This window comes from Mycobacterium sp. 2YAF39 (assembly GCF_052114565.1).
In the GTDB taxonomy this organism is placed as follows: Bacteria; Actinomycetota; Actinomycetes; order Mycobacteriales; family Mycobacteriaceae; genus Mycobacterium.
This window is the reverse complement of the sequence record NZ_JBFREZ010000009.1, coordinates 103,906-129,796: the sequence shown is the minus strand read 5'-3', so window position 1 is coordinate 129,796 and position 25,891 is coordinate 103,906. Positions and strand designations below refer to the sequence as shown.

General features: G+C 65.6%; 23 protein-coding genes and 2 pseudogenes. 6 read left to right on the top strand and 19 right to left on the bottom strand.

What is annotated here, in order from left to right; genetic code table 11:
• Positions 1 to 117 precede the first annotated feature (117 nt).
• Positions 118 to 909, top strand: a complete 792-nt coding sequence (locus AB4Z42_RS23645; RefSeq protein ID WP_442011663.1) for a FadR/GntR family transcriptional regulator — start codon at positions 118 to 120, stop codon at positions 907 to 909.
• On the opposite strand, the gene AB4Z42_RS23640 is transcribed toward AB4Z42_RS23645, so the two are convergent.
• From AB4Z42_RS23640 to AB4Z42_RS23630, 3 genes are read right to left on the bottom strand one after another with little or no spacing between them, the layout of a single operon-like run.
• Positions 899 to 2,644 carry a DUF3556 domain-containing protein gene (locus AB4Z42_RS23640; RefSeq protein WP_442011662.1) on the bottom strand — a complete coding sequence of 582 codons (1,746 nt, stop codon included), beginning with the start codon at positions 2,642 to 2,644 and terminating at the stop codon, positions 899 to 901. The genes AB4Z42_RS23645 and AB4Z42_RS23640 overlap by 11 nt on opposite strands.
• A 59-nt stretch (positions 2,645 to 2,703) precedes the next feature.
• Positions 2,704 to 3,240, bottom strand: coding sequence for a DoxX family protein (locus AB4Z42_RS23635; protein ID WP_442011661.1), 537 nt, complete (start codon positions 3,238 to 3,240; stop codon positions 2,704 to 2,706).
• A gap of 22 nt (positions 3,241 to 3,262) precedes the next feature.
• A complete protein-coding gene (locus AB4Z42_RS23630) occupies positions 3,263 to 4,018 on the bottom strand; it encodes an SDR family NAD(P)-dependent oxidoreductase (protein WP_442011660.1) in 756 nt (251 codons plus the stop codon).
• A gap of 25 nt (positions 4,019 to 4,043) precedes the next feature.
• Here AB4Z42_RS23630 and AB4Z42_RS23625 point away from each other — a divergent pair, with 25 nt between their 5' ends.
• Together AB4Z42_RS23625 and AB4Z42_RS23620 are read left to right on the top strand one after the other, a co-directional pair.
• A complete protein-coding gene (locus AB4Z42_RS23625) occupies positions 4,044 to 4,643 on the top strand; it encodes a TetR/AcrR family transcriptional regulator (RefSeq protein ID WP_442011659.1) in 600 nt (199 codons plus the stop codon).
• A 93-nt stretch (positions 4,644 to 4,736) separates the two neighbouring features.
• Entirely contained in the window at positions 4,737 to 6,254 is a 1,518-nt protein-coding gene (locus tag AB4Z42_RS23620; protein WP_442011658.1) for a DUF222 domain-containing protein, read from the top strand.
• A gap of 16 nt (positions 6,255 to 6,270) precedes the next feature.
• On the opposite strand, the pseudogene AB4Z42_RS23615 reads toward AB4Z42_RS23620, so the two are convergent.
• The 3 genes and pseudogenes from AB4Z42_RS23615 to AB4Z42_RS23605 form a co-directional block, all read right to left on the bottom strand.
• A pseudogene (locus AB4Z42_RS23615) lies at positions 6,271 to 6,396 on the bottom strand (DivIVA domain-containing protein); the annotation flags it as partial.
• 27 nt (positions 6,397 to 6,423) lie between these two features.
• Positions 6,424 to 6,540: pseudogene (locus AB4Z42_RS23610) on the bottom strand (DivIVA domain-containing protein); the annotation flags it as partial.
• A gap of 20 nt (positions 6,541 to 6,560) precedes the next feature.
• A complete protein-coding gene (locus AB4Z42_RS23605) occupies positions 6,561 to 7,844 on the bottom strand; it encodes a DUF1298 domain-containing protein (RefSeq protein WP_442011657.1) in 1,284 nt (427 codons plus the stop codon).
• 23 nt (positions 7,845 to 7,867) lie between these two features.
• Here AB4Z42_RS23605 and AB4Z42_RS23600 point away from each other — a divergent pair, with 23 nt between their 5' ends.
• Complete coding sequence (locus tag AB4Z42_RS23600; protein WP_442011656.1) at positions 7,868 to 8,671, top strand: SDR family NAD(P)-dependent oxidoreductase; 804 nt, start codon at positions 7,868 to 7,870, stop codon at positions 8,669 to 8,671.
• On the opposite strand, the gene AB4Z42_RS23595 is transcribed toward AB4Z42_RS23600, so the two are convergent.
• From AB4Z42_RS23595 to AB4Z42_RS23535, 13 genes are all read right to left on the bottom strand, one after another.
• Positions 8,668 to 9,576, bottom strand: coding sequence for an alpha/beta fold hydrolase (locus AB4Z42_RS23595; RefSeq protein ID WP_442011655.1), 909 nt, complete (start codon positions 9,574 to 9,576; stop codon positions 8,668 to 8,670). The genes AB4Z42_RS23600 and AB4Z42_RS23595 overlap by 4 nt on opposite strands.
• Positions 9,576 to 10,328 (bottom strand): hypothetical protein, encoded by a 753-nt coding sequence (locus AB4Z42_RS23590; protein WP_442011715.1) that lies wholly within the window; start codon positions 10,326 to 10,328, stop codon positions 9,576 to 9,578. Before AB4Z42_RS23590 ends, AB4Z42_RS23595 begins: the two co-directional genes overlap by 1 nt.
• A gap of 56 nt (positions 10,329 to 10,384) precedes the next feature.
• Positions 10,385 to 11,116: an Mce protein gene (locus AB4Z42_RS23585; protein WP_442011654.1), complete on the bottom strand. Its 732-nt coding sequence runs from the start codon at positions 11,114 to 11,116 to the stop codon at positions 10,385 to 10,387.
• Positions 11,080 to 12,540 carry an MCE family protein gene (locus tag AB4Z42_RS23580; protein WP_442011653.1) on the bottom strand — a complete coding sequence of 487 codons (1,461 nt, stop codon included), beginning with the start codon at positions 12,538 to 12,540 and terminating at the stop codon, positions 11,080 to 11,082. Before AB4Z42_RS23580 ends, AB4Z42_RS23585 begins: the two co-directional genes overlap by 37 nt.
• Before the next feature lies 1 nt (position 12,541).
• Positions 12,542 to 13,696: a virulence factor Mce family protein gene (locus AB4Z42_RS23575; RefSeq protein WP_442011652.1), complete on the bottom strand. Its 1,155-nt coding sequence runs from the start codon at positions 13,694 to 13,696 to the stop codon at positions 12,542 to 12,544.
• Positions 13,693 to 15,015, bottom strand: a complete 1,323-nt coding sequence (locus AB4Z42_RS23570; RefSeq protein WP_442011651.1) for a virulence factor Mce family protein — start codon at positions 15,013 to 15,015, stop codon at positions 13,693 to 13,695. Before AB4Z42_RS23570 ends, AB4Z42_RS23575 begins: the two co-directional genes overlap by 4 nt.
• A complete protein-coding gene (locus AB4Z42_RS23565; protein WP_442011650.1) occupies positions 15,012 to 16,367 on the bottom strand; it encodes an MCE family protein in 1,356 nt (451 codons plus the stop codon). Before AB4Z42_RS23565 ends, AB4Z42_RS23570 begins: the two co-directional genes overlap by 4 nt.
• Positions 16,364 to 17,395 (bottom strand): virulence factor Mce family protein, encoded by a 1,032-nt coding sequence (locus tag AB4Z42_RS23560; protein ID WP_442011649.1) that lies wholly within the window; start codon positions 17,393 to 17,395, stop codon positions 16,364 to 16,366. The genes AB4Z42_RS23565 and AB4Z42_RS23560 overlap by 4 nt, the downstream gene beginning before the upstream one ends.
• A gap of 34 nt (positions 17,396 to 17,429) precedes the next feature.
• Positions 17,430 to 18,887: an MCE family protein gene (locus AB4Z42_RS23555; protein ID WP_442011648.1), complete on the bottom strand. Its 1,458-nt coding sequence runs from the start codon at positions 18,885 to 18,887 to the stop codon at positions 17,430 to 17,432.
• A gap of 3 nt (positions 18,888 to 18,890) precedes the next feature.
• The gene (locus AB4Z42_RS23550; protein ID WP_442011714.1) at positions 18,891 to 19,751 is read right to left on the bottom strand and encodes an ABC transporter permease; all 861 of its coding nucleotides are present in this window, start codon (positions 19,749 to 19,751) and stop codon (positions 18,891 to 18,893) included.
• An 11-nt stretch (positions 19,752 to 19,762) separates the two neighbouring features.
• Positions 19,763 to 20,530, bottom strand: coding sequence for an MlaE family ABC transporter permease (locus tag AB4Z42_RS23545; protein WP_442011647.1), 768 nt, complete (start codon positions 20,528 to 20,530; stop codon positions 19,763 to 19,765).
• A gap of 204 nt (positions 20,531 to 20,734) precedes the next feature.
• Positions 20,735 to 21,202 (bottom strand): VOC family protein, encoded by a 468-nt coding sequence (locus AB4Z42_RS23540; protein ID WP_442011646.1) that lies wholly within the window; start codon positions 21,200 to 21,202, stop codon positions 20,735 to 20,737.
• A 30-nt stretch (positions 21,203 to 21,232) separates the two neighbouring features.
• Entirely contained in the window at positions 21,233 to 21,838 is a 606-nt protein-coding gene (locus AB4Z42_RS23535) for a TetR/AcrR family transcriptional regulator (RefSeq protein ID WP_442011645.1), read from the bottom strand.
• A 98-nt stretch (positions 21,839 to 21,936) separates the two neighbouring features.
• Between AB4Z42_RS23535 and AB4Z42_RS23530 the strand changes: the two genes are divergently transcribed.
• Together AB4Z42_RS23530 and AB4Z42_RS23525 are read left to right on the top strand one after the other, a co-directional pair.
• Entirely contained in the window at positions 21,937 to 22,794 is an 858-nt protein-coding gene (locus tag AB4Z42_RS23530) for an alpha/beta fold hydrolase (RefSeq protein WP_442011644.1), read from the top strand.
• A complete protein-coding gene (locus tag AB4Z42_RS23525; protein WP_442011643.1) occupies positions 22,791 to 25,718 on the top strand; it encodes an aminotransferase in 2,928 nt (975 codons plus the stop codon). Before AB4Z42_RS23530 ends, AB4Z42_RS23525 begins: the two co-directional genes overlap by 4 nt.
• The last annotated feature ends 173 nt before the right edge of the window (positions 25,719 to 25,891 follow it).

Here is a 25,891-nt window from a genome sequence, read left to right as displayed (position 1 = left end):
TACTGGTTGGTAGGCAGGGTCGGGCACGTCGCTGCCCACCCACTAGTTCTTCCACATGGTTTACTGAGTTGCATAGCTGGTTTATACGGCCAGCCGCATCTGTCCTGGGAGTGTGGAGTGGCTCGAAGTACACCGTTGGCGCCGATGATCGGGCCGGACGGCGTCGGTGGCGGTACGGCGGTCCGGTCGCCGAAAACCGCCGAACTCGTTGCCGGCACGTTGCGGCGCATGGTGGTCGACGGCCAGCTCAAGGATGGCGACTTCCTCCCCAACGAAGCAGAGCTGATGACCCACTTCGGCGTCAGCAGGCCGACGCTGCGCGAGGCCGTCCGGGTGCTGGAGTCCGAACGCCTCGTGGAGGTCCGGCGCGGCTCCCGCACCGGTGCCCGCGTCCGAGTGCCCGGCCCCGAGATCGTGGCGCGTCCAGCCGGCCTGCTGTTGGAGCTTTCGGGCGCCACCATCGCCGACGCGATGGTGGCACGGTCGGGACTCGAACCCGTTGCGGCGCGCCTGCTCGCCGAGTCCGGCACGGCCGAAGCGTTCGACGAACTCGACCGGATGCTTGCCGAAGACATCCCCGCCAGTTGGCAGTCCGACAGGCTTGCCGAGACGACAGGCACATTTCACCGCCGCCTCGTCGAATTGTCGGGCAATGCAACGCTTGCCATGATCGCGGGCATGCTGCACGAAATCACCGTGCGGCACACCGCTTTCGTGTTCAAGGAAGGCCGCCCGGTGTCCAAGGCGGACTACGACAAGCTCATGCGCTCGTACCGGCGGCTGATGCAGCTGCTGCGCTCGGGTGACGGCGCCGCTGCCGAAGCTCATTGGCGCAAGCACCTCGACGTTGCGCGCAACCTCATGTTGGAGGGGCTCGAGGACGTCAAGGTCCGCGACGTCATGGGCTAGTCGTCGTCGCCGACCACGTCACGTGCACCGGGATGTCGTCGCTCCACGGCTGGCCCGTCACCATGTCAGAGACGTTCACGTAGCCACGCTCGAACTCCCCCGTCGCGGCGTCGACCAAGCGGTACTCCTGGCGCTGCCGGTGGAACGGTTGCGCGTCGAGGATGATGACGCGCACCTCACCGGGTTCGAAGTGGCACCGCTTCTGCATCGCTTCGATCAGCTGCTCGTTGTGCATGTGGCCGTCGCCGAAATTCCAGCCGACGGCCGTGCTGCAGAGTCGCTCGCCCTCGGTGATGACGTACTCGTCCTCGTTGCGACCGGCCAAGGCGTTGTGCACGAGGGTCAGTAGTGCCTTGCCGTGAGAGTTGAAGCCGCGGAACGCATATCCCTTGTAGAGATAGATCATCGCCTGTTCCGGACTGCCGTAGACCTTCTCGAGTTGAGAGGCCGGCATGCTGGCGATGGCGACGAGTCCCTGCTCGATCTTCTCGTTGGCCGACGGCTTGATGCACCACCACGTGGTGTCCCAGTTGCCTGCGTAGTACCGCATGCCGGGAAGGAACGAGATCTTGCGCGGGAACAGGTTTCCGAGCACCACGATGGTGGCCAGGAGGGCAAAGAGGACGATGGGAAGCGGTGTGGTCATATCGGAGAGACCGACTTCGGCGTGACCCACGAAAAGCGTTATGACGCAGAACATCATGAAGACGTTCCACTCCAGCGGCACCCCCATCGGGATCGCCGACAGGATACCGAAGTGGAAGCACAGCATGACGAACGCGGCAATGTATGTGGTCCAGCCTCCGTGGGAGAAGAGCAACGCCAACGGAACGAGCATCTCGATCGCGGTGCTGAAATGCGCGATGAATCGCGATACCGGGCCGGGACGCAGATCGTCCGGGAACTTCTCGAAGAACCGTCGCTTCAGCCACTTCGTCCGGATCAGCGGATTGTTCGACATCATCGTCGAGATCACGAATGGGAAGTGCTTGTTGAGTTTTGACGTCGCAGCGCCCATCCAGATGGCGACGCACACCAGCTTGGCGGCGATGATCATGTCGACCCCGTATCCCACGAACAGGAACGCCACCGTGAAGGAGGCGTACACCTCGCCACGGGCGGCCAGGAAGATCACCTTGTCGCGCAGACCGGCGACGGCCAGCAGACCGAGAATGGTCCAGATCTGCCACATCGGTAGTACGCCAATGGTGGTGCCGAGCGAGGGAACCGGGCCGGTGCCGTTTGAGAACAGCGCGACCACGAGAACCACCAGCAAGGCGGCATACAAGACGACGTCGACCGGGCCGCGGGCGTCACCCTTGGTCAGCGGTATCCGATCGGGCCACGGGGGCAGCCGAATGGTGTTGGGCCGCAACCAGTACAGGATCGATCCCAGCGGTGGGAAGAACCGGTTGTTCAGCGGTCCGAAGCCGCAGCCGAGGCCGATGACCTCGAACAGCATCGTGTAGAGGACGACCTTCTGGAACACGATCGGTTCCGTCCACCAGTCAGCGACTCCTGCGAACCCGTCCACGCCCTTGGTCGCCAGCGCGAAGAGCCAGCCGCCGAGGATGTAGAGCAGGATCTTCACGACGTAGAACAGGTGCATCACGACGGGCGTGCCGAAGCCCACCTCGGCCCAGTGCCGGGCCATCGGCTGAATCTTCTCGGAGCGTGAACCCTTGCTCCACTCGGCGAAGTCGACGACAGGCATGTCGGGCTTGAGAAATCCCATGGCGCAAAGACTAGAACGTGTTCTAGGTCTGCGGAATCAGTTCGCCGGACTTGCAGAAGCTAGGCGGCGTCGGCCTTGGCCGGGGGCCGGTAGAAAATGGCCAGCTGGCCGATGCCACCTGCGAGACCGAGGCCGAGCGAGATGACCAGGCCCCACCAGCCGTGCAGGTAGTCGTACAGGGCCGAAGTGCGGAACAACAGGTAGTCGAGGCTGTACTGCCCCGCCCCGGTCGTCGCGAGCCCCACGGCCGAGGCGGCGAGTATCAGGTTGTACTCCCAGCCCTCCTTGACGATGAAGAAGCCGTTGGGCCGGTGCACGGTCCACGCGGCCACCAACATCAGCGCCACGAAGCCTGCGGCGGGGATCGGGGTGAGCAGGCCGACGGCCAGGCCGATGCCTGCGGACATCTCGGTGGTCGCGGCGATTCGGGCGTGGAACATGCCTGGTTTCATGCCCATGCTGTCGAACCAGCCGGCCGTCCCCTTCAGTCCGCCCTTGCCGAAGAACTTGTTGTAGCCATGCGCGGCCATCGTGAGACCGAGCACGACTCGCAGGATCAGTAGGCCGATGTCAGCAGCGGAGTCGTATGCAGTCATGCAACAAAATCTAGGCCATGTGTTAAGTCGCTGCCCAGCCCCCGTCGATGCTGAGGATCGCCCCGTGGATGTTCGCGGCGTCGTCACTGGCCAGGAAGGTGACTGCGGCGGCGACCTCTGCAGGCGTGCTCATCCGTCGTGACGGAATGCGCGCCAGCATCGGCCCGACGTGTTCGGCGAACTCCGCGGCACGCTCGGTGGCGATGGGCCCGGGCGCGACGGCGTTGACGCGGACACCGGACGGGCCGTATTCGTCGGCCCAGGACTTGGTGAACGAGTGAAGGACTGCCTTGTTGCCCGAGTAGACGGCCGATCCGGCGCTGCCGCGCAGTCCCGTGTTTGATCCGACGTTGACAACGGCGCCGTGCCCACGCTCGGCCATGGCGGGTGCGATCAGCCCGGTCAACAGGAACGGCGCGAACACGTTCACGGCGAATGCATATTGGAGCTCGGTTTCGTCGATTTCTGCGGTGGGCTTCGGCATCTGGAGGACGGCGGCGTTGTTGACCAGGATGTCGAGTTGGCCGCCCGCCGCCGCCGTGGCCCTCGCGGCCAGATCCTTCACGCCCTCTTCGCCGGAACCGAGGTCGGCGGGCACGAAGGCGGTTCTGCTTCCGATGTTGGCGACGACGGCATCACCGCGTTGCTTGTCGCGGCCGCTGACGACAACGAACGCTCCTTCGTCGGCGAGGGCTTCGGCGATAGCGACGCCGAGACCGCCGGTGGAGCCGGTGACCAATGCTGTGCGACCCGCAAGCCGCGTACTGTTTGCACTCATGAGTCCACATGGTTCGCTTATCAAAATGGACTCGCAAGTCCAGAAATTGACGGCAAAGGGCCGTGCGACTCGCCAGCGGATCATCGATGGCGCCGCCGCCGAGATTCGTGAACAAGGCGTCGCGGTGGCAACTCTCGACGACATCATGGCGCGGACGGAGACGTCGAAAAGCCAACTCTTCCACTACTTCCCGGATGGCAAGGAGCAGTTGCTCCTGGCTGTCGCCACCCACGAAGCGCAACAGGTCCTCGACGACCAGCAGCCCTATCTCGGGGAGTTGACTTCGTGGGCGGCTTGGCAACGATGGCGCGACGCTGTGGTTAACCGGTACCGGCGGCAAGGCCAGAACTGCCCGCTGTCGGTGTTGATGTCAGAGATCGGCCGCGCGACGCCCGGGGCCCAGGCAGTCACGTCGGCCCTGATGCGGCAGTGGCACGACGAGATCGCCGCGGGAGTGCGGCATATGCAGTCCGACCACAAAGTGTCGGATGGACTCGACGCGGAGCGAGTCGCCGCCGCTCTGCTCGCCGGGATTCAGGGCGGCGTCGGCATCATGCTGGCCACCGGAGACCTCAGTTACCTCGAGGCCGCGCTCGATATCGGGATCGGTTCTCTGCGCGCGTGACGTCGGAGGAATGGTTATCCCCAATTGCTGATTTATCCACAGCCTGGGTTTGACCTGCTTGTTCGTGTCGGCTTCACGGCTAGTGTCGAATGTATGTTCGATTCATTGGTTGAAGCAGCCACCGGTAGCCGCGGCCCTAGCGCGGTGGGGGCGTGGGCGCGGGTGGAGAACGCGGCCTGCGCGCGGCGGCTGGCGGCGATGGCCGATGAACTCGAACGGATGCTCGCCGCGGACGGGTCTACCGAACGCCACCAGTGGTGCCTGGACAACTGGGACGCCGTCGCCGCATCGATCGCCGCCGCGCAGAACGTGTCGCTGGGGGTGGCCGCCCACCAACTGGTCGTCGCCGACGACCTGCGGCACCGCCTGCCGCGAGTGGCCGAGGTATTCGCCGCCGGCGCCATCAACTACCGGCTGGTGTCCGCGGTGTCCGCACGCACCCGGCTCATCCACGATCGCGATGCTGTGGCCAAGGTGGACACCGAGATCGCCGCCCACCTCACCGGGTGGGGCTCGCTGTCGGTAGCCAAGACAGAGCAGGCCATCGACTACTGGGTCGACCGCTACGACCCCGCCGCGGTGCGGCGCACCGAAGACCGTTCCCGTGGACGCCATGTCGATATCCACACCCCCGACGACGGGTCGGGCAGCGCCGACATCACCGGGCAGGTGTTGGCCACCGACGCCGAGGCCCTCGACCAACGCCTCGACGCCATGGCCGGCGTCCTCTGCGAGGGTGATCCGCGCACCCACGAACAACGCCGCGCCGACGCGTTGGGTGTGTTGGCCCACGGCGGCGACCGACTCACCTGCTTATGCGATGACCCGCAGTGCGCAGCCGCCGGCGTGCAGCCCAGCACGGTGGTGATCCACGTCGTGGTCGACGAAGAGTCGCTGTCCGACGACACCCCCGCCCAGCTCGACGGACGAGCAGAACCCGGGCCCACTGCCGAACAGTTGCGCACCATGACGATCCGCGAAGCCCTCACCACGCCGCCACCACAGGGACCGGCGGCCACCGCACCCGCGGCGCTGCTGGGTGGCGGGATGCTGCCCGCCCCGCTGCTGGCCGCCAAGATCGCGGGCACCGCAAAGATCGTGCCGATCGTCCATCCCGGTGGCGCCGCGCCGGAGCGGCGCTACATCCCGTCGGCGGTGTTGGCGTGGTTCGTGCGGTGCCGCGATATGACGTGTCGGTTCCCGGGCTGCGATCAACCCGCCGACCGCTGCGACATCGACCACACCATCGCCTACCCCGCCGGCCCGACGCAGGCATCCAATCTCAAATGTCTATGCCGAAAACACCACTTGCTCAAGACATTCTGGGGCTGGCGCGATGAACAGCTCCCAGACGGCACCGTCCACTGGCGCTCACCACGCGGTCAGCGCTACACCACCCACCCCGGCAGCCGAATACAGTTCCCGTCGCTGTGCCGGCCCACCGCACCCGTCTGTGTACCGGCCAATGGGGCTGCCGCTCAATCGAACCGCGGCCTGCTGATGCCGCGCCGCACGCAGACCCGCGCACAGTCGCGGCGCGAATACCTCGAACAACAACGCCGCCTCAACGACGACCACGTCGCCGAACGCAACAGACCACCACCCTTCTGAGGGCGGGCAGTCAGCGTCGGGACAGTTCGATTCTGACGAGTTCGACGAACGCATCAACCTCGTCCTCGTTGTAACCCCGCTTTCCGATCGGCGGTCTCGAGAACGCGACACTGTGAAGATCCAGCGGAGTGAGTGCGCCGATTGCGGTGGGATCTCGCAGAGTGGTCTCAACGCTGTCGAGGAATGCGTCAACTTCGTCCTCGCTGTAGCCACGCTTGAAGAGGGGCGGCTTGGAGAAAGCCACGTTATGAACCTGCTCCGCGGTGAGGCGATCGCCCTGCTCCATGAGGCGATGGTCCCACAACGTCAGAGCGCCGCGGCCAATCGTTCGACGTAAGAATCCATATCGCCGACTGCGGACTCGGCTGCGTGAACGCCGATCGCGATGATGTCACCGACCCCGCCGACCACGTGCGTCAGACCCATCATCGGCGACAGCCCGGCGACTGCCGTCGCCACTGTCACCGGTGCACCTCCGAAGGTGAAGTCCGCAGCGCCGAAGTTCACGCTGGACACGACGGTGTTTCCGGTCACCTGCGTCACCCGGACATCGGGATCGAATCGGTCCATACCCCAACGCAATAGCGGCGCAGGTGTCGCCGCGAATGCCAAGTCCGCGGCACGCACCCCAGCGTGCGCCGCTCGGCGGCGTCGGGCGTCGAGGTCGGCGGCGATCCGAACGCCGCGCTCAGGCTCGTCGAGCTCCGGGTACAGGCCGACACCAACGTTTCCGAAGTGGTTGTAAGACAAGCGTGGCGGTGGCTTCGCCATCGGCACCTCGGCGCCCAACTGCGACGGGTCCTCACCGAGACCCCGCAGATGTTCACCGAGCGCGACGGATACCGCCGAAAGCGCTGAGACCGTCACAGTGGGACCAGTCAGGTCCGACCGCCGCCCAACCACAGTCCGTATGTGTCGCGGTCCCGCCGGCCGCGCATTGGTTCGTAGCGCCGGGCGCAGATCGGCCGGCGGCGGAACCCTCCCCGCATCGGTGTCTTCGACCATCCGACGATGCGCACGGGCAGCAAGAAATCCCAAGATCGGCATACGGATAGGCCCTGTGCGGGGGTCATCGATTCCTGGCACGACACCGTCACGTCGGCCGAACATGATCGCGGCCGGTGCCGACGTTCGCCCGCCACCACCAAGCGCATGCGAGATCTGAAGCACCGCCACCGCCCCCGGTCCCGTCGCTCCGGGCACGCCCTCGACGTCGGTGAAGACGTGCAGCCGCCACGCAGCCACCCGCGGGTCCAGGCGATCAGCGGTGACCTCGCCGACCCGGTCCAGGCACCCCTGGAACGTGCCGCCGCCGTGCAGCACGAACTGCGAGCGCTCGACGTCGCGATGCACCCAAGCGGGGTACGTCAGGCGTCCGCCGTCCTCGATGCGCACCGTCAGATCGGGACAGTCGCGGGCCCGCTCGGCGATCTCCTCGATGGCCGCTTCCGGATCGGCAGTCACGCCGCCGAAGCCGTACAGCAGGACGGTGTCGTTGGGGATCTTCGCCGACATCCAGTACGTCTGCGCATCCACCGCAGTCAATCGGTGCTCAATGTCGCCGCCGGGGCGGGTCCGGCGGACAGCCATGCATCCAGGCTAGGCTCTCGCGCATGCTTCCGCCTCCACGTCAGGGCTGCGCTGCAGTCATCACCGGTGCTTCGTCTGGGATCGGCGAGGAGTTCGCACGCGAATTTGCCTGCCGCGGTTACCAATTGGTGTTGATCGCACGCCGCGCCGACCGGTTGCGCGCCATCGCGGAATCACTGGGCGGCGAGACACACGTGCTGCCGGTGGACTTGTCGGCGCCCGCCGAGCGAGCCAGCCTGCCCGACCAGATCGCCGCGCTTGGCCTCGTCGCGGACATCCTGGTCAACAACGCCGGGATGTCCAACCTCGGACCGGTCGCCGCATCCGACCCCGAAGCCGAACTCCGATTGATCGAGGTCGACGTCAGCGCCGTGGTCGACCTGTGCAGCCGGTTCGTCCCCGACATGGTCGACCGGGGCCGCGGCGCAGTGCTCAACGTCGCATCCGTCGGCGCATTCGGCCCGGTGCCCGGCCAGGCGACGTACGGTGCGGCGAAGGCGTTCGTCCTCTCCTATACCGACGCCTTGCACCAGGAGCTTCGCGGGACGGGCGTATCGGCGGCGACGCTGTGCCCCGGACCGGTACGCACGGGCTTCGGTGAAGGCATGGGCATCCCTGACGAAGAGGCCGAGAAGTCGTTGCCGAAGTTCCTGTGGGAGGAGGCCGACACAGTGGCCAAAGCGGGCATCGACGGGCTGGCCTCCGGCAAGCGTGTGATCGTTCCCGGCGCACCCAATCGCGTGGCGGCGGTCGTCAACCAGCACCTACCGCGGCGACTGTTGTTGCCGATGGTCGCCCGCAATCACCCTGGTATGAAGCGGGCCTAGCGCACCGGCCCGATGAAGTCGGCGATCTGGCGGCCGACGACCTCGGGCTGGTCGAGCTGAAGGAAATGCCCGGCATCTTCGACGATGCCGATCTCACTGCCGGCCGGTAACACCTTCTCGACCCAGTTCGCGTAATCGGCTGTGGCACAACCATCATCGCGGCCGTGTAGATACAACGTCGGGATCCGCGGCGCAGCGAGCCAGTGCTCATGGAGCTCTGCGTACTGCTCCGGCACTTTGGTGTTACGCACGACTGTGCGGTAGTAACCCAGCGCGCCGCGCCACCGGTCCGGTGCGCCGATGGCCGCCTTGACATAGCGCACGTCCTCGTCGGCCCGGTATCCCGGCGACCATTTATGCCACAGCCGCGGAACGATCCATTCAGTGGAACGTTCCGGCAGCCAAGGCAACTGGAAATAGAGGATGTACCAACTCCGCCGAAGCTGCGCGGGCAATGTCGCGACGAGGCGTCCCACGTCGACCACCCGGCCCCCTGGCGGCCGGAACGACGCGCTCGGCGGGACAGACATGATCACCGCCTTCTTGAACGGGCTGTCGGGCATCGCCGCCAGTCCCGCACCCGCGATGGCACCCCAGTCGTGACCGATGATGATGTCGCGCCCCGTCGCACCTGTCGCGTCGAGTATCCGCAGCGCATCATCCATCAGCGCCCCGATGTGGTAGCTGCCGTCTTTCGGCAGTGACGACGGCGCATACCCTCGCATGAACGGCGCAACCACACGCCAGCCGGCGTCGACCAGCAGCGGTGCCACCTTGCGCCACCCGTGGGCGGTGTCAGGAAAACCGTGCAGGCACAACGCGATCGGCGCGTCCTCCGGTCCCCACGACAGGACGCGTAGCTGTACCGCAGGCGTTGCGACGTCGATGGTCTCGGGTTCGAGCATCAGACGGGTTCGAACTCCGATATCAGCCAGCGGTCATCGACCTTCTCCAACGTCACGCGAACGCTGGATGCGGTGTCGGACGGAGGATCCTGGCCGACGAGCACCGTTTGGTTGACGAAGACCAACACCACCGCGTGCCTCGTATCGGCCGATACCGATGCGACGGCCGGGACGGACGCGACAGCGGAAATCTGCTTTTGCTGGGCGCCTGGAATCACCACATCGTTGATCAGCGACGTGTACGAATCGCGGAATTCACCGGTCAGCAGATCGCGGGCAGCGTTGAGTTGCTGATCGACGGTGTCCGGCTTGTACGACAACATCTTGATGGTGCTGTCCTTGGCCGCGTTCATCGATTCGACTGCCGGAGAGGGGTTTTGCTCAGAGGCGGCAGGCGGCAATACGCCGTTGTCGCTCGAGATGTACTCCCACCGGGAGAACCCCGCTCCAAGGGCGAGCAAGAGCGCAAGCGCCGGTAGCACGCCGTAGGCGAAAACCCGCGACCATTGAATTTTCCGCTTGGCGCCGTCCGATGCCTCGGTGGAATCCGTTGACTCCTCGATGGTTTCCGCAGCGTCGGCGTCTTCTGTGTCGGCGGCGGCTGTGTCGGTGGCCGCTGTATCTTCGGCGGTCGATGTGTCTTCGGCTGCTGTGTCGGTGGCCGCTGTGTCGGGCGCTTCAGTCGCCTCGGTCGTGACCTCCGCAGACTCCGGGGTGGCCTCCGCCGAATCCTCGGTCTTGGCGTCGGCCATCTCGGTGGCTTCCTTCTCGTTCTTGGGCCCGCCAGCGGGCATCCGGTGTCTACTGCTCACGGCACGAACTCCACGTTCGACACTTTGGCGTCGTCGCCAACCTTGGTCACCGTCAGCCGCATCCGCCAGGCTCGTGGCTCCTGCTGGGGTGCGCCGGCATTCGAGGTGTTGACGGCGACGGCGACGAGGACCTGTGCCTCGTCACTGGATGCCGACTCCAGCCCGGCCTCGGAGATGGTGCCGACTGACTTCGACTGCGCCTGTTTCACGACCTCGACGAACGGCGCCGCGCGGTTCTGGAAGTCGTCGTAGAAGGTTCCGGTCGCCGAGTCGAGCACGCGCTGCACGTCTGCCTCGGCGTGCTCCCAGTCGATCGTCGTGAGGTTGAGCGCGCCCTGCCTGCCGACCTGGAGGAACAGCTCGCGTTCCTTCTTGGCCTGATAGGCGTTGTAGGCGTTGTAACCCAGCCAGCCGGTGAGCCCGCCAAGAGCCAGCACCAGCACCAGCCCGGCGATCAGGGCCAGCCGAACGTGCGACATCCGCTGCTTCGGCGGGGCTGCGGCCTCGTCGACGTCGTCGGAGTCGTCCGCGTCTTCGGCGTCGGCGGCCGTATCTTCTGTGTCGTTCGCGTCGGTCTTGTCGTCCGCTTTGACGTCGGCTGCTGCCACGTCGTCCTTCTTGACAGTCTCTTCGGCTGCTCCGGAATCGGGCTCGGCGACGTCGGACTTCTCCTCCACCGCCGAACTTTCGGTCAGTTCCCCGTCGGGGGCAGCAGCATCGTCTGCCATGTTTGCTCCTCTGCGGCGCTTCGGGCCAGGTTGGACTGTGTGTACACACGTCCGTCCGGTCCAACGTACGTGCCAGTCGCCGGATCATATTCGGCGGCCGCTATCGGCGGCGGCGCCGGACCCTGCGGAGGAGCTACTTGTGCAGGTGGTGTGCCAGGTGGCAGCTGCGGAATCGGCTGCCCGGAAAGGGTGGCGTTGGGGTCGCCCTTCCAGTTGTAGCCGTCGTTGAGCGGGACGTAGTTCTCGCCGCTTTCACACATCTTGACCGTCGGGGCGCGTTTGCCCGGGACCGTCACACATGGCAAGTTGCGGGCGCCGCGGACGTTGAACGGCGCATCCTGCGGGATGCGGCAGTACACGTCGCCTGCCGGCCGGTCCGGATAGTCCACCAGCGCGGGCACCCGCTGCTGCTGAGTCGGGAGGAATCCGGTCGTGCACGGCGGCGGCAGATTCAGGTTGAGGTTCAGCGTCAGGTAGTCGCCCATGTAGTCCTGTTTGGTGTTGGCCTTGGCGACGCCGATCGCCTGAGTCGTCGCGGTGCCTTGGGGGAACAACACCAACAGCTGCTCGAGACTCGGCTGGTAGGTGACGGCGACCTCGCCGATGTTGGCGAGGTTCGCCAACACGATCGGCAGAGTGGGCTGCAACCGATCGAACAGCGACCGCACCTCGTCCGCCGCGCCCGGCCCCTTCTCCAGCACGCCGGCCACCGCTGCGTCCTGCGACTGCAGTTGGTCGGTGATCGACGCAAGGTTCGACGCCCACGCCTCGATCGCGCCGCCACTGTCGGTCTGGGAATCGAGGATCGGCTTCGACTGATCGATCAAGGTCGTCAGCGGGTCGAGATTCGCACGCGCGTCGATGGCCAGGTTCGTCCCGCCGTCGACCAGCCGCGACAACTCGGGCCCGAGTCCACCGACCGCCGTGTACGCCTCGTCCACTGCCGTTCTGAGGTTGTCCCGCGGGATCGCGGCCAGACCACGGTTGGTCGCATCGAGGACCGTGTTCACGTCGATGGGCACCCTCGCGCGGTCCTGCGGGATGACGTCGCCGTCTTTCAGCTTCGGCCCCTCGCCGCTGAGCGGGATCAGCTGCACATACAACTCACCGACCGCGGACTGGCTGTGCACCTCGGCCCGGAGATCGGCGGGGATGGGGACATCGGAATCGAGCGAAAGATGTGCTGCGACACCGGTGTCGGTGATGTCGACACTCTTGACGATGCCGACCTGAGTTCCCCGGTACGTGACATTTCCCCGCGCGTAGAGGCCTCCGGCCTCCGGCATCTCCAGAGTGACGCGATACTCACCGATGCCCATGAGCGCGGGCAGGCGCATGTACGAGATGACCATGATGCCCAGCGCGACCACGGCCAAGATGGAAAAGACCAGCAGCTGGATGACGATTTGTCGAGTCAGTCGCATGTCACGGCCCCTGATCAAAGCGATAGGCCTCGAGCAACGGGTTGCCGCCGGGTGGCGGGACGTTCTGGTTGCACGGGCTGGGCATCTGGCCGATGGTCCGGCCCCAGAACAACTCCATCCACGTCAGGTTGCATTCGAACCGTGTTCCAGTGAAGAACCCTTGGTCGATGCGGCTCAACGTCAGGTCGACGATCAACGAAAGGTTCGCGTAGTCACCCCGAATCCAGTTCGTCAGCGTCTCCTTCGGGAAGGGGAACGTCGGTAGGAAGCTCAGCGCCCTGGTGAGCGCGGGGCCTGCGTTGGCCAGCTGTTCGAGCGTCGGGCCGAGGTCTTTGAGCTCCTGAACGAGGGCTTCCTTGGTCTGGTCGACGGAATCGGCGGCAAGCGCACTGAACCTGCCCAGTTGGACCAGCGCATCGGCCAGATTGTCCCGCTGATCCTTGAGCACTTCGAGGGCGTCGGGGATTGTGCGTAACGCCTTGTCCACCACCGGTTTCTGCTCGGCGACCTGGCTGACGAGATCATTGAGGCTCTCGTTGGCCGCGATGATGTCGCCCTTCTGGTCGTTCACGTAGCCGATGAACACGTCGAGCTGCTCGATCAGGCTGCGCAGGTCGGCTTCGCGGCCGGTCCACGCGGTGCTGAACGCCTCGGTGATGTCCTGAACATGGCCGATCCCACCACCGTTGAGCAGAAGCGCCACGGCGGCCAGCGTCTGCTCGGTGCTCGGGTACTTGCTCGCCGACTTCAGCGGGATCAGCGAGCCTTCGTGCAGCTTGCCCTGCGGCGGTTCGTCGGTCGGGGGCGCGAGTTCGATGTGCAGGGATCCCAGCAGGCTGGTCTGGCCGAGCTTGGCGGTCGCGTTGGCGGGAAGCTGGACATTCTCGTTGAGCTCCATGGTGACAAGGGCGTTCCACCCCTGCCGCTCGATCTTGGTCACGTTGCCGACCGTGACATCGGCAACGCGAACCCGGGAATTCGGTTCGATGTTGTCGACGTCGGGCATCTGCGCCTGAATGGTGTATGCACCGGGACCGCGGCCCTCGACGCCCGGCAACGGAACCGAGTTCAGCCCCTGCCAATCACCGCACCCGGACAGCACGACGCTGAGCGCCAGCAGTGCCGCGCCGAGCCGAATTCGCTGCCCGCCCATCATGATCCCATCCCGTGCGGCACCATCAGACCCGGCAGGCCGTCGGCGGGATTCGTCGCCACCACGGCCTCGGCCGGCAGCGGTGGTCTGGGCGGCGGTGGGGGCGCTGCACCATCAGGCGCTGTGGGCGGGGGCGCGACGGGCGGCTGCGGCGGAATGTAATTGGGCCGCATCCACTCCTCGCTGTAGGTGATCTCGTTCGGCCGCGCTTGGGCGCCGATGAAGAGGTTCTGACCGATCGGTGGGAAGTTGTACTGGCGGTTCTTGATGATCGGCGCCAGGTACTGCACACACAACTTCGCCGACTGCTCGGCGTTCAGCCGTGATGCCGCCTGCACCGCACCGCACAGGAAGCTGATCGGATTGGCGAAGTTGTTGACCGCCAGGATGGCGCTGGCCCCGCCCTGCGCAGGCTGATAGACGTTGACGTAGTTCTGGAATGTGTTGGGCGCCACGTGAAGGAACTGTTTGACGTCATCGAGACTGTCGTTAAGCGCCTGCGTCACCCCCGCCAGCTTGTCCGATGTGGTTCCCAGCGATTCGCGGTTGTCCGCCACGAAGGTCTGTACGTCACCGACCACTGCGTTGAGGTCCCGCACAGCGTCGGCAACCTCGTTGGGATCGTCGGCCAGCAGACCTGTCACCGACGCCAGGTTCTGGTTGAGCTGACGCATCAGGGTCGTGCTGTCCTGGAGCGCCGATACCAGGATCGACAAGTTCTTGATGGTCGAGAAGATGTCGGTGCTCTTGTCGCCGAGAGCCGAAAACGCCTGCGACAGCTTGATGACGGTGTCGCGGATGTTCGCACCCTGGCCGCGCAGGTTGTCCGCGGCGGTGTTGATGACCGATCCGAGAGGACTCACTCCTCCGGGCTCGGTCGGCTGCAACTCCTTGGCGATCTTCTCGAGCTGCGAACGCAGGGTGTCCCATTCGACCGGAACCACGGTGCGGTCGCGCGGGATCACCGCGTCGTCGCGCATCGTCGGACCGCTGGTGTACACCGGCGTCAGCTGGAGAGCCCGGGACGTCACCAGCGTCGGCGAGAGGATCGCGGCGTTCGCCTCCGCGGGCACCTTGTACTTGTCGTCGTACCAGAACGAGATCTTGACCCGATCGGGCTGCGGCTCGATCTTGTCGATCCGTCCGACGTTCACACCGAGAATCCGAACGTCGTCACCCACGTAGATGCCGTTGCTGTTCTCGAAGTACGCAACGACATTGGTGCGGTTGATGGTGTCGCTGGTCCGCAGCAGCACGACCACGCCTGCCACCAGCAGCACGACGAGAGCGGCGGCGATCCAGCTCTTGCGAATGCGGTTCATCGTCCTGCCTCCCCGGATACGGGCGGCGCCTCACCGGGCGCGGGCACCATCACGGGGCTCGGCGTCGGGACGGGAATCGACCCGAGGCCTGGCGGCGCCTCTGCGGGCGGTCCGGGCGGTGGCCCACCCGGCGGTGGTGCGGGAAGCGGCGCGCGATACGGGTAGCAGCCGGTGGGACCGGGTAGCGGCAGGCCAGGCGGACCGCACCCCTGTTCGCCGGGTTTGCCCGTAATGGCGTCGGGCAGCTGAAGATTCGGATCGCCGCCCTGGCCGGTGCGCGGATACGGCACCGGCATCGCGGGCACACCCGGCGTGCCGACCTGCGGATCGGTGCGTTCGGAAGGCAACAGCACGTTGGGATCAAGGCCGAGGTCGGAGAAGGCGACATCGATGAACGGCTGCAGGAACTGACCCGGCAGCAGGTTGGCGATGTAGTTCTTGAAGAACGGCCCCGATGACACCGACTCCCCCAGCGACATCGCATAGGAGGTCAGCAGTTTCAACCCCTTCTGGAGCCGTTCCTTGCGGTTGTCGAGGACCGTCAGCACACCGTTGAGCTTGTCGATCGCCGGCTTCATCGTGTCGCGGTTCTCGGCGATGAAGCCCTGCAGCTGTTGACTCAGCGCCGAGATGCTGCCCGCGATCTGGTCGATTGCGGCGCTCTGGCTTTGCAACTCGGCCAGCAGCGCGTTGGTGTTGTGGACAAGACCGACGATTTGATCGCTGCGCTCGGCCAGCACCGCCGTCGACTTGTTCGCGTTGGTGAGCAGTTCCCGTAGTTCCGCGTCACGTTCGTTGAGGGTCTCGGAGAATCGCGCGACGCCCTCGACCGCGACCCGTAGCTCGGGTGGGGTCTCGGAGAACGTATCCGCCACGACGCGCAACGAATCGGAAAGCTGGGTGGTGTCCAGCCCGCTGATCGTCGTCGCGAGTTCGCCGAGAGCGTCCGGCAACTGGTACGGCGACGTCGTGCGGTCACGCGGAATCGTGCCGTCCTGCCGGCCGTCGCCCCTCGACATGACCTCGAGGATCTTCGCGCCCAGCAGGCCCTTGGTCTTGATCGCCGCCTCGGTGCGGTCCCCGAGCGCGATGTCGTCGTCGACGGTGAACTTGATCAACACCTGCGGCCCGTCGAGTTCGATCGACTGGACTTCGCCGACCCGGAAGCCCGAAACCTGCACGCCTGCACCGGTTGTCAGACCGCCAGCTTCGGCGAAGTACGCCGAGTACTCCTTGGTCTGGTTGATGAACGGAATCTTGTCGTACTCCAGGGCGACCAGAACAATCGCAGCGGTGAGGCCCAGGCCGATGGCGCCCAGGACGAACGGATTGCGTTCGGAGAACGGCCTCATCGCGGAGCGCACCTCCCCGTCGGCTGGCCGGCGACCTTCACGTACACCGGCTGACCACCCTTGCCATTGAGTTTGAGGATGATGTCGCAGAGATAGAAGGAGAAGAAGTCGCCGTAGATGCCCTGTCGGCTCAGCGCCTGATAGGCATCCGGAAGCGTGTTGATCAGGTTGTCGAAGTAGTCGTGGTCGGCCACCACGATGCCCGCCACCCGGTCCGTCTCGTGGATGGTCTTCGCGAACGGTGGACGTGCCTGGGCGAGCAGGTCGGCGACGCTGCCCGCGGCGGCGTTCGTATAGGCGAGCCCGTTGGCGATGTCGGTCCTGCGCGCCGACAGACCCTCGACCAGTTGGGAGAGCGAGTCGACCGCCTTCGAGAACTGCTCACTCTGACCACCGAGCGACCCGAGGACGGCGTTGAGGTTGACGATGACCTCGCCGATCAACTGATCCCGGTCGGCGAGTGTGTTCGTCAGGGCGGCGGTCTGCGTCAGAAACGAGCCGATGGTCGCACCCTGCCCCTCGAAGGCCTGAATCAACTGCCCGGACAACGCATTCACCTGGTCGGGGTCCAGTGCCGAGAACAGCGGCCGGAAACCACCGATGAGGGCGTCGAGATCCAGCGCGGGCGACGTGCGGGCCACCGGAATCGTCTCCCCCGGTTTGACTTTCGTGGTACCACCGGCGCCCTCCACCAACGAGAGGTAGCGCCCGCCGATCAGATCGTCGTAGCGGATCACCGCCCGATTGCCGTCGGTGAGCACGACCGAATCGTTGGCGGTGAACTCGACGAGCGCGGTGGTGTTCGGCTGGATGGAGATCTTCTCGACCTGGCCGACCTCCACGCCCGCGATGCGGACGAAGTCACCGGTCTCCAGCCCCGTCACGTTGACGAACTCGGCCTTATAGGTGTTGGCCTTCTCGCCGAAGCGCAGTTGGCCGAACACCGCGTACAACGCGAAGACACCGAGCAGACATACCGCCAGGAAGACGCCGAGACGCACGGCTGCGCGTTTCCAGCTGGCGGTCATAGCGGCGTTCCTTTCTCGGTCGGCGGGTGGATGGTCACGGTCCTGGCGCGGCGAAGTGGGGGAGCGGAACCGGCGGCAGCGGCGTCGGTTGTTGTCGCGCGGGCGCTTGTACGACGAACGGCTCCGAGCCCGGTGTGGCACCCGGGTCCCTCGGCGCTCCCGGTGGCGGCGCGGGCGGCAGTCCCGGCCACAACGGGGTTCCGTCCGGGGCGTACAACGGTGCACCGTACGCCGGGGCACCCGGATACGGGACGGGTCCGATCGCGGGCCCGCCGAACGTGTTTCGGATACTCGGCGGCTCGGGCACTGCGCGGGTGGTCGGCAGATAGTTGACGTAGCCGGGGAAACCTATGCCCGGGTTCGGGCGCCAGTCCACACCGGTTCCGAACCCGGTGTTCGTGACGAGCTGGCGGACCGGCCAGTTCTCCTTGACGTCGGGCAGCGACCCGCACCCCGGCTTGCCGCCGGGACCGCCCTTGGCGCCGATGATGGGCAGGTGCCGCGGGTAGCTGTACGGGTCGTCGCCGAGGGCAAGGCCGGCGTCGAGGATGATCGATCGCCCGTTGCCACCCGGTGCCTCGTACCCGCCGTGGTCGAGCAGGTGCTTGGCGCCCAGCAGCAGGCAGGTGTATTCGGGGTTGTATTTGTACAGCAGGTTGGTCGTCGGCTCGAGCACGTTGATGGCCTTGATCAGATTGGCCTGACTGGGTGCGAGCAGACTGATGCCGCTGTTGGAGAGCCCGATTGTGCCGAGCAGCAACGCATCCAGAGCATCCGCGTGGCTGGTGATCGTCACGCTGGTCGTGCTGGCGGCGTTCAGTGTCGTGAGAATATCTTGTGCCGCAACGCTATACGTGTCGCTGAACGCCTTGAGCGCCTGCCAGTCGGCGCGCACGGTCTCGCTGCGCGGGTTGAGCGCCAGCAGAACCTGGTTGGCGTCGGTGGTCGCTTGGCCGATGCGGTCGCCCTTGCCGCGGACGCCCTCGGCCAGCGCCGACAGCACGCTGTTGAGCCTGGCCGGGTCGATCTGGTCGAGCACGCCGACGACGTTCTCGAACACCGTGTTGACCTCGACGCTGACGTTGCGCGAGACCAGGACCTGGCCGGCCCGAAGGCGTTGCGGGCTGGGATCCTTCGGGTACACGAGGTCGACGAACTTCGCGCCGAACACGGTCGTGGCGCGGATCTGCGCCTCGACATTAGCCGGGATGTGCTCGATCTGATCCGGGTAGATCTCGAGCTGAAGTTTCACCGGCTCGGTGCCGCCTTGGATCGCGGCGACCCGACCGACCTGCACACCACGCAGCTTGACCTTGGCGTCGCTCTCCATCACCAGGCCGGACCGGTCGGACGTCAGTGTGACAGGTACGAACTTCTTCAGTGAGCCCGTGAACAACGCGTACGTCAGCCAGATCGCGGTGATGATGAGCAGCAACAAGATCAGCGTCCACCAGCCGGGATGCAGACCCTCGTCGTCTCTCACGTCAGCCATGCGTCATCCAGCCAGATTGAAGTTGCCGGATTGCCCGTACACGGCGAGCGAGATCATCATGACCACGAACGCCGCGACGATCAGCGAGGTTCGCACCGCACGGCCGACAGCCTCTCCCACTCCCGCGGGGCCACCGCTGGCCGAGAAGCCGTAATAGGTGTGTATCAGCATGATGGCCACCGCCATCGCGATGCTCTGCACGAACGACCAGACCAAATCGGTGGGATTCAGGAACGTCCTGAAGTAGTGGTCGTAAACGCCCGTCGACTGACCGTAGATAACGGTGGTGCCGAATCGTGCGGCCCAGAACGACGCCAGCACGCCGACGCAGTACAGCGGGATCACCACGACGAGGCCGGCGATCACCCGGGTCGAAGCAAGGTAGGCGACGCTGCGGATGCCCATCACCTCGAGGGCGTCGATTTCCTCGCTGATCCGCATGGCGCCGAGCTGTGCCGTTGCGCCGGCACCGATGGTGGCCGCCAACGCGATGGCAGTGGTCGCCGGCGCGATCAGGCGGACATTGAAGAAGGCGGACGCGAATCCGGTCAACGCTTCGACACCGATTTCGGAGAAGTCGGTATAGCCCTGCACCGCCACGAGCGCGCCGGTGGTCACGGTCAGGAACCCGACGATCGCGACGGTTCCGCCGATCACCACCAGGGCGCCGGTACCCAGACCCATCTGCGCGATGATCCGCAGCAGTTCGATCCGGTAGTGGGTGAACATGTAGCCGATGCTGCGCAGCGTCTTGCCGTAGAACTTCGTCTGCAGGCCGACGTGATTCCAGGCGCCGACCCAGCCGTCGAGCCGCCGCGCCAAGCGCGGGAACCGCCGGTCGATCGGCCGACGGCTCCTCTCCATCGGTGGGCTGCTCACGTCGTCACCTGCACCGCAACCGCCGTCGCGACGACGTTGATCGCGAACAGTGCCATGAAGGTGAAGACCACTGTCTCGTTGACCGCGTTGCCCACGCCTGCGGGGCCGCCGCCGACGGAAATGCCCTTGTAGCAGGCGATCAGACCGGCTGAGAGCCCGAACAGCGCCGCCTTGACCAACGCGATCGTGACGTCAAGCGCACCGATGATCAGGGTCAATCCGGCCGCGAACGCACCCGGTGACACGTGCTGGATGTAGACGCAGAAGACGTACGCACCGGCGAGTCCGACGAGGATCACCGTCGCGGACAGCGCCAGCGACACCAAGGTCGCGGCCAGCACGCGGGGGACCACGAGCGCCTGGATCGGATCGACGCCCATCACGCGCAGCGCGTCGAGTTCGTCACGAATGGTCCGGGCGCCGAGGTCGGCGCACATGGCGGTGGCGCCTGCACCGGCGACCACCAGCACCGTCACGATCGGCCCGATCTGCCGCACCGTGCCGAGCGCGGCGCCCGTGCCGGAGAAGTCGGCGGCACCGAACTCCCTGAGCAGGATGTTGAAGGTGAACGTCAGCAGCACCGTGTAGGGGATCGTCAACATCAATGTCGGCACGATCGACACCCGCGCGACGAACCACGCCTGGGTGATGAACTCGCGCCACGCGAAGGGCGGCCTGAAGATCGCGACGAACGTGTCGAGCGCCATCCCGTAGAAACCGCCGACCGCGCGAACCGGTTTGGTAATGATGCCGGAAGCGACCACTGGCTACTTCCTTCCGCCGAAACAGATCCGGTGCCTACGTAAGTGCTGTGAATCCTGGCACGGCACAGGGACGCGGGTGACCGTAACACCACGAATGTCAGGGGCGGCAACAGGTCCGTCGCTGAGGCGCTGTTTCCCCCGGTAAGCCATACGAAAGGCTACTTCCGGGATCGTATTTAGATGCAGTAACCGTCAAATGGGAGATCACTTCACCCTGACGGCGTCCTCCAGTTCCGCGATGACGATCTTGCGCATGGTGTGCATGGCCCTGGTCGCCGCGACGGCGCGGGCCGGATCCTCGAGCAGCTGGTAGAGCCGGTCGGGTGCGATCTGCCAGCTCAGGCCGAACCGGTCCTTGAGCCAGCCGCACTGCGACTCCTCGCCCCCTTCGACCAGCCGCTCCCAGTAGTAGTCGACCTCGGCCTGGTCCTTGCACCGGATCTCGAACGACACCGCCTCGGAGAACGGGAACTGCGGACCGCCGTTGATGCCGATGAACCGCTGTCCGTCCAGCACGAACGTGCCCCATGCGACGTCACCGGGCGTGCCCGGCCCCGCCTCGGTGAAGCGGTGAATGCGCTCGATGGAGGAGTTCGGAAAAATCGCGGTGTAGAACGCTGCGGCTTCTTCGAGGTTGTGGTCGAACCACAGGCTTGGCGTGATCGTTGGCATGTCAGAACTGACCGGCGTCGCCAGCGAAACTCATCGCGGGGTCGCGCCCAGGGCTCGCAGCGCGAAGTCCAGGACACGGTTCTGCGCCCGCTGCACACCGTCTCCGTCCTGGTAGTGCTGGGAGAGCAGCATTCTGCTGATCAGCGCACTGATCGCGATCGCATCTTCTTCGGGATCGGCCAGTGGAAATGTGCCGTCCTCGCGGCCGCGGCGCAGGATCCCGACCAGCGAGCGCTCGCGATCGGCGTGGGCTTTCTCGCGCGTCTCCCGGTATCCCTTGGCGGCGCGCACCTCGTCCGAATCGATCACCGTGAAATGCATTCGGGTCCGGTCGTCGTAAATCAATCCGAACATGCCGGAGATCCAGGCCTTGAGCTGATCGACCGGGCCACCCGGTACCTCGGCGCAGATGCGGTCCAGACGCGCGGCCAACGCGTCGGTCTCCTCACGCAGCATCGCCAGGAACAGTTCGTCCTTGGATTCGAAGTGGCGGTAGAACGCCCGCGTCGACACCCGGGCGCGCTGCAGGATCGCGGCAACGGGAATCGGACCGCTGTGCGGCTCCGACAGACACCTGTAGGCGGCCTCGATGATGCAATCACGATCGGCGCTGTCGACCGCGGTCTCGGGCTGCACGTACCAAAGTGTATGGAAGGAGCGAAGTCCACGGGCCGAAGATCGACGCAATTCCTCCGTCGGTAACGTGAGGCTCCGGGGCCAGCCTGGAGGATGCCGTGAGTACGACGCACAGCGAACCGCAAACCGTGAAGTTCCGCGGTAGCGAGGACCTCACCCTCGTCGCCGACGAATGGAACCGCGGCGTGGCCGAAGATGGACCGACGGTATTGCTTCTGCACGGCGGCGGTCAGAACCGATTCTCGTGGAAGAACACCGGCCAGATACTGGCCGATCAGGGGCTGCACGTGGTCGCGCTGGACAGTCGCGGGCATGGCGACAGCGACAGGGCACCGGACGCGAACTACTCGGTCGACGCGTTGTGCGCCGACACGCTTGCGGTCATCGAGCAGATCGGGCGTCCGGTCGCGCTGATCGGCGCCAGCATGGGCGGAATGACCGGGATGCTGGTGGCGGACGCCGCCGGGCCGCAGAACGTGACAAAACTTGTGCTCGTCGACGTGGTGCCGCGTTACGAGAAGGATGGAAGCGCCCGCATCCGCGATTTCATGTCGAGCGGTATCGAGGGTTTCGAATCGCTCGACGAGGCGGCCGACGCGGTGGCCGCATATCTGCCGTATCGGAAGAAACCACGCAGCCCCGAGGGGTTGAAGAAGAATCTGCGGTTACGGGACGGACGGTGGTACTGGCACTGGGATCCGGCGTTCCTGACCGCACCGATGGACGACCCGTTCGTCCGGGTGGAGAAACTCGAGCGCGCTGTGGTCGAGTCGACGATCCCGATTCTGCTCATCCGCGGGAAGCTTTCCGACGTGGTCAGCGCCGAAGGCGTCAAGGACTTTCTCGAGAAGGTGCCCCGCGCCGAGTTCGTTGAACTCTCCGAAGCCGGACACACGGCCGCCGGGGACGACAACGACGCGTTCTCCGAAGTCGTGGTGCAGTTCGTCTGCAAGTGAGCGTCAATCGCCGCACTGTCGGCTTCAATTTCCTCGCCGAGCCCGAGTTGCCGGCACCGCAGGTCAGTGAGGAGCAGGCCGAGCAGATCCTGCTAAAGCACTACGGTCTGAGCGCCCGCGCCAAATCGCTTGGCAGTCAGCAGGATCGGAATTTCGCGGTGATCTCAGACGATGGGGTTATCGCCGGCGTGCTGAAGATCGCGAATCCGGCGTTCAACGAGACTGAGCTGCAAGCCCAGGACCTGGCGGCCGAGCTGATAGCCGCAGCCGAACCCGAGCTGCGGGTCGCCGTCCCCCTCACGAACATCGCCGGTGAGAAGTGCACGATCATAACGGATTTGTTGGACGGAACGGCGTACGTCCGGCTGCTGCGCTATCTACCGGGCGGGACGCTGGTGGACGCGGGCTACCTGTCCCCCACTGTGGTGGCCGACCTGGGCGAGGTGGCGGGCCGGGTGAGCCGCGCGCTGGCCGACTTCGCTCATCCGGGACTTGATCGAATCCTGCAGTGGGATCTGCGCTACGGCGCCGACGTTGTCGCCGAACTGATTTCACATGTCTCCGATGCGGCGCAGCGGAACGTGGTCGAGACGGCGGCGCGCGAGGCGTGGTCCCGCATTGAACGACTGGCCGACGATCTGCCGAGGCAGGCGGTGCATCTCGATCTCACCGATGCGAACGTGGTGGTGACGCGGGACCGTGGCGGCGCCCACGCCGACGGCGTCATCGACTTCGGAGATCTGACCGACAGCTGGGCGGTAGCCGAGCTGGCGATCACGGCGTCGTGCGTACTGGGGCATGTGGGCAGCGACCCGACCTCGGTGCTGCCGGTGATCCGGGCGTTCAACGCTATTCGCTCACTTTCGGTCGCGGAGGCGGAAGCGCTGTGGCCGCTATTGGTATTGCGGACCGCGGTGCTGATCGTCAGCGGAGCACAGCAGGCCGCCCTCGACCCCGACAACGACTACATCACCGAACAGTCCGACGGCGAAGGGCGCATGCTCGAGCAGGCCACGTCGGTCCCGATGGATGTCATGACGGAAGTCATCAAGGGCGACCTCGGGCTGGCCACAGCTTCTGAGGCGGTCGAGGTGACGACCCCGCTCGTCGGCGCGGCCACTTCAGTGGTGACGCTGGACCTGTCCACCACGTCGGATGTGTACGACGACGGGCGCTGGCTCACAACGGATGTCGAGGACCAGCAGGCCCGTGCGTCCGTCCGAGACGGCGCCAACTTGGTGGTCACCGTGTACGCTCAGCCACGGCTGAACGGGGCACCGAAGTTGAGCCATGACAGCCCCGCCGTCGTCCCGACCGGCATCTCCGTGTGGCCGGCGATGGAGACCCACCTGCTGGCACCGTGGGACGGTGAGGTGGTGGACGCCTCCACCGACTCCGTGTCTTTTCGCGGCGGCGGCTACGAAGTGACGCTGTCAGGTGTGCTGGCGCCGGCGTCGGGCAGCCTGCGCGCCGGTGAGATGCTCGCTCGGGCACCCGCCGGACAATGGGTGCAGCTGGGGGTGCGGCCCGTCGGCGTGGCCATGCCGCCGTTCTTCACGACAGCGGAGATGGCGCCGGGTTGGCTTGCGCTGACACGGGATCCGCGACCGCTACTCGGGTTGGGCGCCACGGAGGTGCGGACTTCGTCGGACCTGTTGTCGCGCCGCGACGCGCGTTTCGCGCAGGTGCAGGAGCACTACTATCGCGTGCCGCCGCAGATCGAACGCGGGTGGCGTAACTACCTGCTGTCGACCCGAGGGCGGTGCTACCTCGACATGGTCAACAACGTGACCGTGCTCGGACATGCCCATCCGCGAGTCGCGGACACCGCGGCCCGTCAACTGCGGAAGCTCAACACGAATTCGCGGTTCAACTACGAGGCGGTGGTGGAGTTCAGCGAGCGGCTGGCGGCCACCCTGCCCGAACCGCTGGACACCGTTTTCCTGGTGAACTCGGGTTCGGAGGCAAGCGATCTGGCGATCAGGCTGGCGACAGCGGCGACCGGACGGCGCGACGTCGTCGCGGTTAGAGAGGCCTATCACGGGTGGACGTACGGAACCGATGCGGTGTCGACGTCGGTCGCCGACAACCCCAATGCGCTTGCTACGCGGCCTGATTGGGTGCACACCGTGGAATCGCCCAATAGCTTCCGCGGCAAGTACCGAGGTGCCGATGCCGCACGTTACGCCGATGACGCGGTGCGGCAGATCGAGGAATTGATCGCCGACGGCCGAGCGCCCGCCGCCTTCATCTGTGAAAGCGTATACGGCAATGCTGGGGGCATGGCGTTGCCCGACGGCTATCTGCAGCGGGTCTATACGGCCGTACGTGCGGCCGGCGGCCTGGCCATCTCCGATGAGGTCCAGGTCGGCTATGGCCGTCTCGGCCAATGGTTCTGGGGCTTCCAGCAGCAGGACGCCGTTCCCGACGTCGTGTCGATCGCCAAGTCGACGGGCAACGGCTATCCGCTCGGTGCGGTGATCACCAGCCGCGAGCTCGCCGACAGGTTCTCGTCGCAGGGCTACTTCTTCTCGTCGACCGGCGGCAGCCCGCTGTCGTGTGCGATCGGCATCACGGTCCTCGATGTACTGCACGACGAGGCGTTGCAGCAGAACGCCTCCGTCGTCGGCGCACACCTCAAGTCGGGACTGCAGGCGCTGCAGCAACGACATCCGATCATCGGCACGGTGCACGGTATCGGGCTGTACCTCGGCGTCGAGATGGTCCGCGATGCAGAGACTCTCGAGCCCGCCACCGAGGAGACCGCCGCTATCTGCGACCGCATGCTCGAATTGGGCGTGATCATCCAGCCGACGGGTGATCATCTCAACATCCTGAAGACCAAGCCGCCGTTGTGCATCGACGTCGAGGGCGCCGACTTCTACGTCGACACGCTGGACCGGGTGCTGACCGAAGGCTGGTAGCTGGTTGACTTTCGTCACGGAGTTGTTGCGGCGCACGGCACCGTCGAATACTTTCCGCACTAGCTGAACGAAGGCTATGCCGTCGTCGCCAGCGATTACGCCGGTCCCGGCACACCCGGACTGATGAGCTACCTGTTCGGCGCGTTCACCGCCCTGTCTTTCGCGACGGACGT

Bases quoted from the DNA above. Each gene is read 5' to 3' on its own strand.
- AB4Z42_RS23595 (WP_442011655.1), bottom strand. From the start codon at position 9,576: ATGCTCGAACCCGAGACCATCGACGTCGCAACGCCTGCGGTACAGCTA.
- AB4Z42_RS23600 (WP_442011656.1), top strand. From the start codon at position 7,868: ATGCTTCCGCCTCCACGTCAGGGCTGCGCTGCAGTCATCACCGGTGCT.
- AB4Z42_RS23570 (WP_442011651.1), bottom strand. From the start codon at position 15,015: ATGAACCGCATTCGCAAGAGCTGGATCGCCGCCGCTCTCGTCGTGCTG.
- AB4Z42_RS23590 (WP_442011715.1), bottom strand. From the start codon at position 10,328: ATGGCCGACGCCAAGACCGAGGATTCGGCGGAGGCCACCCCGGAGTCT.
- AB4Z42_RS23585 (WP_442011654.1), bottom strand. From the start codon at position 11,116: ATGGCAGACGATGCTGCTGCCCCCGACGGGGAACTGACCGAAAGTTCG.
- AB4Z42_RS23635 (WP_442011661.1), bottom strand. From the start codon at position 3,240: ATGACTGCATACGACTCCGCTGCTGACATCGGCCTACTGATCCTGCGA.
- AB4Z42_RS23620 (WP_442011658.1), top strand. From the start codon at position 4,737: ATGTTCGATTCATTGGTTGAAGCAGCCACCGGTAGCCGCGGCCCTAGC.
- AB4Z42_RS23640 (WP_442011662.1), bottom strand. From the start codon at position 2,644: ATGGGATTTCTCAAGCCCGACATGCCTGTCGTCGACTTCGCCGAGTGG.
- AB4Z42_RS23625 (WP_442011659.1), top strand. From the start codon at position 4,044: ATGGACTCGCAAGTCCAGAAATTGACGGCAAAGGGCCGTGCGACTCGC.
- AB4Z42_RS23555 (WP_442011648.1), bottom strand. From the start codon at position 18,887: ATGGCTGACGTGAGAGACGACGAGGGTCTGCATCCCGGCTGGTGGACG.
- AB4Z42_RS23605 (WP_442011657.1), bottom strand. From the start codon at position 7,844: ATGGCTGTCCGCCGGACCCGCCCCGGCGGCGACATTGAGCACCGATTG.
- AB4Z42_RS23540 (WP_442011646.1), bottom strand. From the start codon at position 21,202: ATGCCAACGATCACGCCAAGCCTGTGGTTCGACCACAACCTCGAAGAA.
- AB4Z42_RS23575 (WP_442011652.1), bottom strand. From the start codon at position 13,696: ATGATGGGCGGGCAGCGAATTCGGCTCGGCGCGGCACTGCTGGCGCTC.
- AB4Z42_RS23630 (WP_442011660.1), bottom strand. From the start codon at position 4,018: ATGAGTGCAAACAGTACGCGGCTTGCGGGTCGCACAGCATTGGTCACC.
- AB4Z42_RS23550 (WP_442011714.1), bottom strand. From the start codon at position 19,751: ATGGAGAGGAGCCGTCGGCCGATCGACCGGCGGTTCCCGCGCTTGGCG.
- AB4Z42_RS23560 (WP_442011649.1), bottom strand. From the start codon at position 17,395: ATGACCGCCAGCTGGAAACGCGCAGCCGTGCGTCTCGGCGTCTTCCTG.
- AB4Z42_RS23565 (WP_442011650.1), bottom strand. From the start codon at position 16,367: ATGAGGCCGTTCTCCGAACGCAATCCGTTCGTCCTGGGCGCCATCGGC.
- AB4Z42_RS23580 (WP_442011653.1), bottom strand. From the start codon at position 12,540: ATGCGACTGACTCGACAAATCGTCATCCAGCTGCTGGTCTTTTCCATC.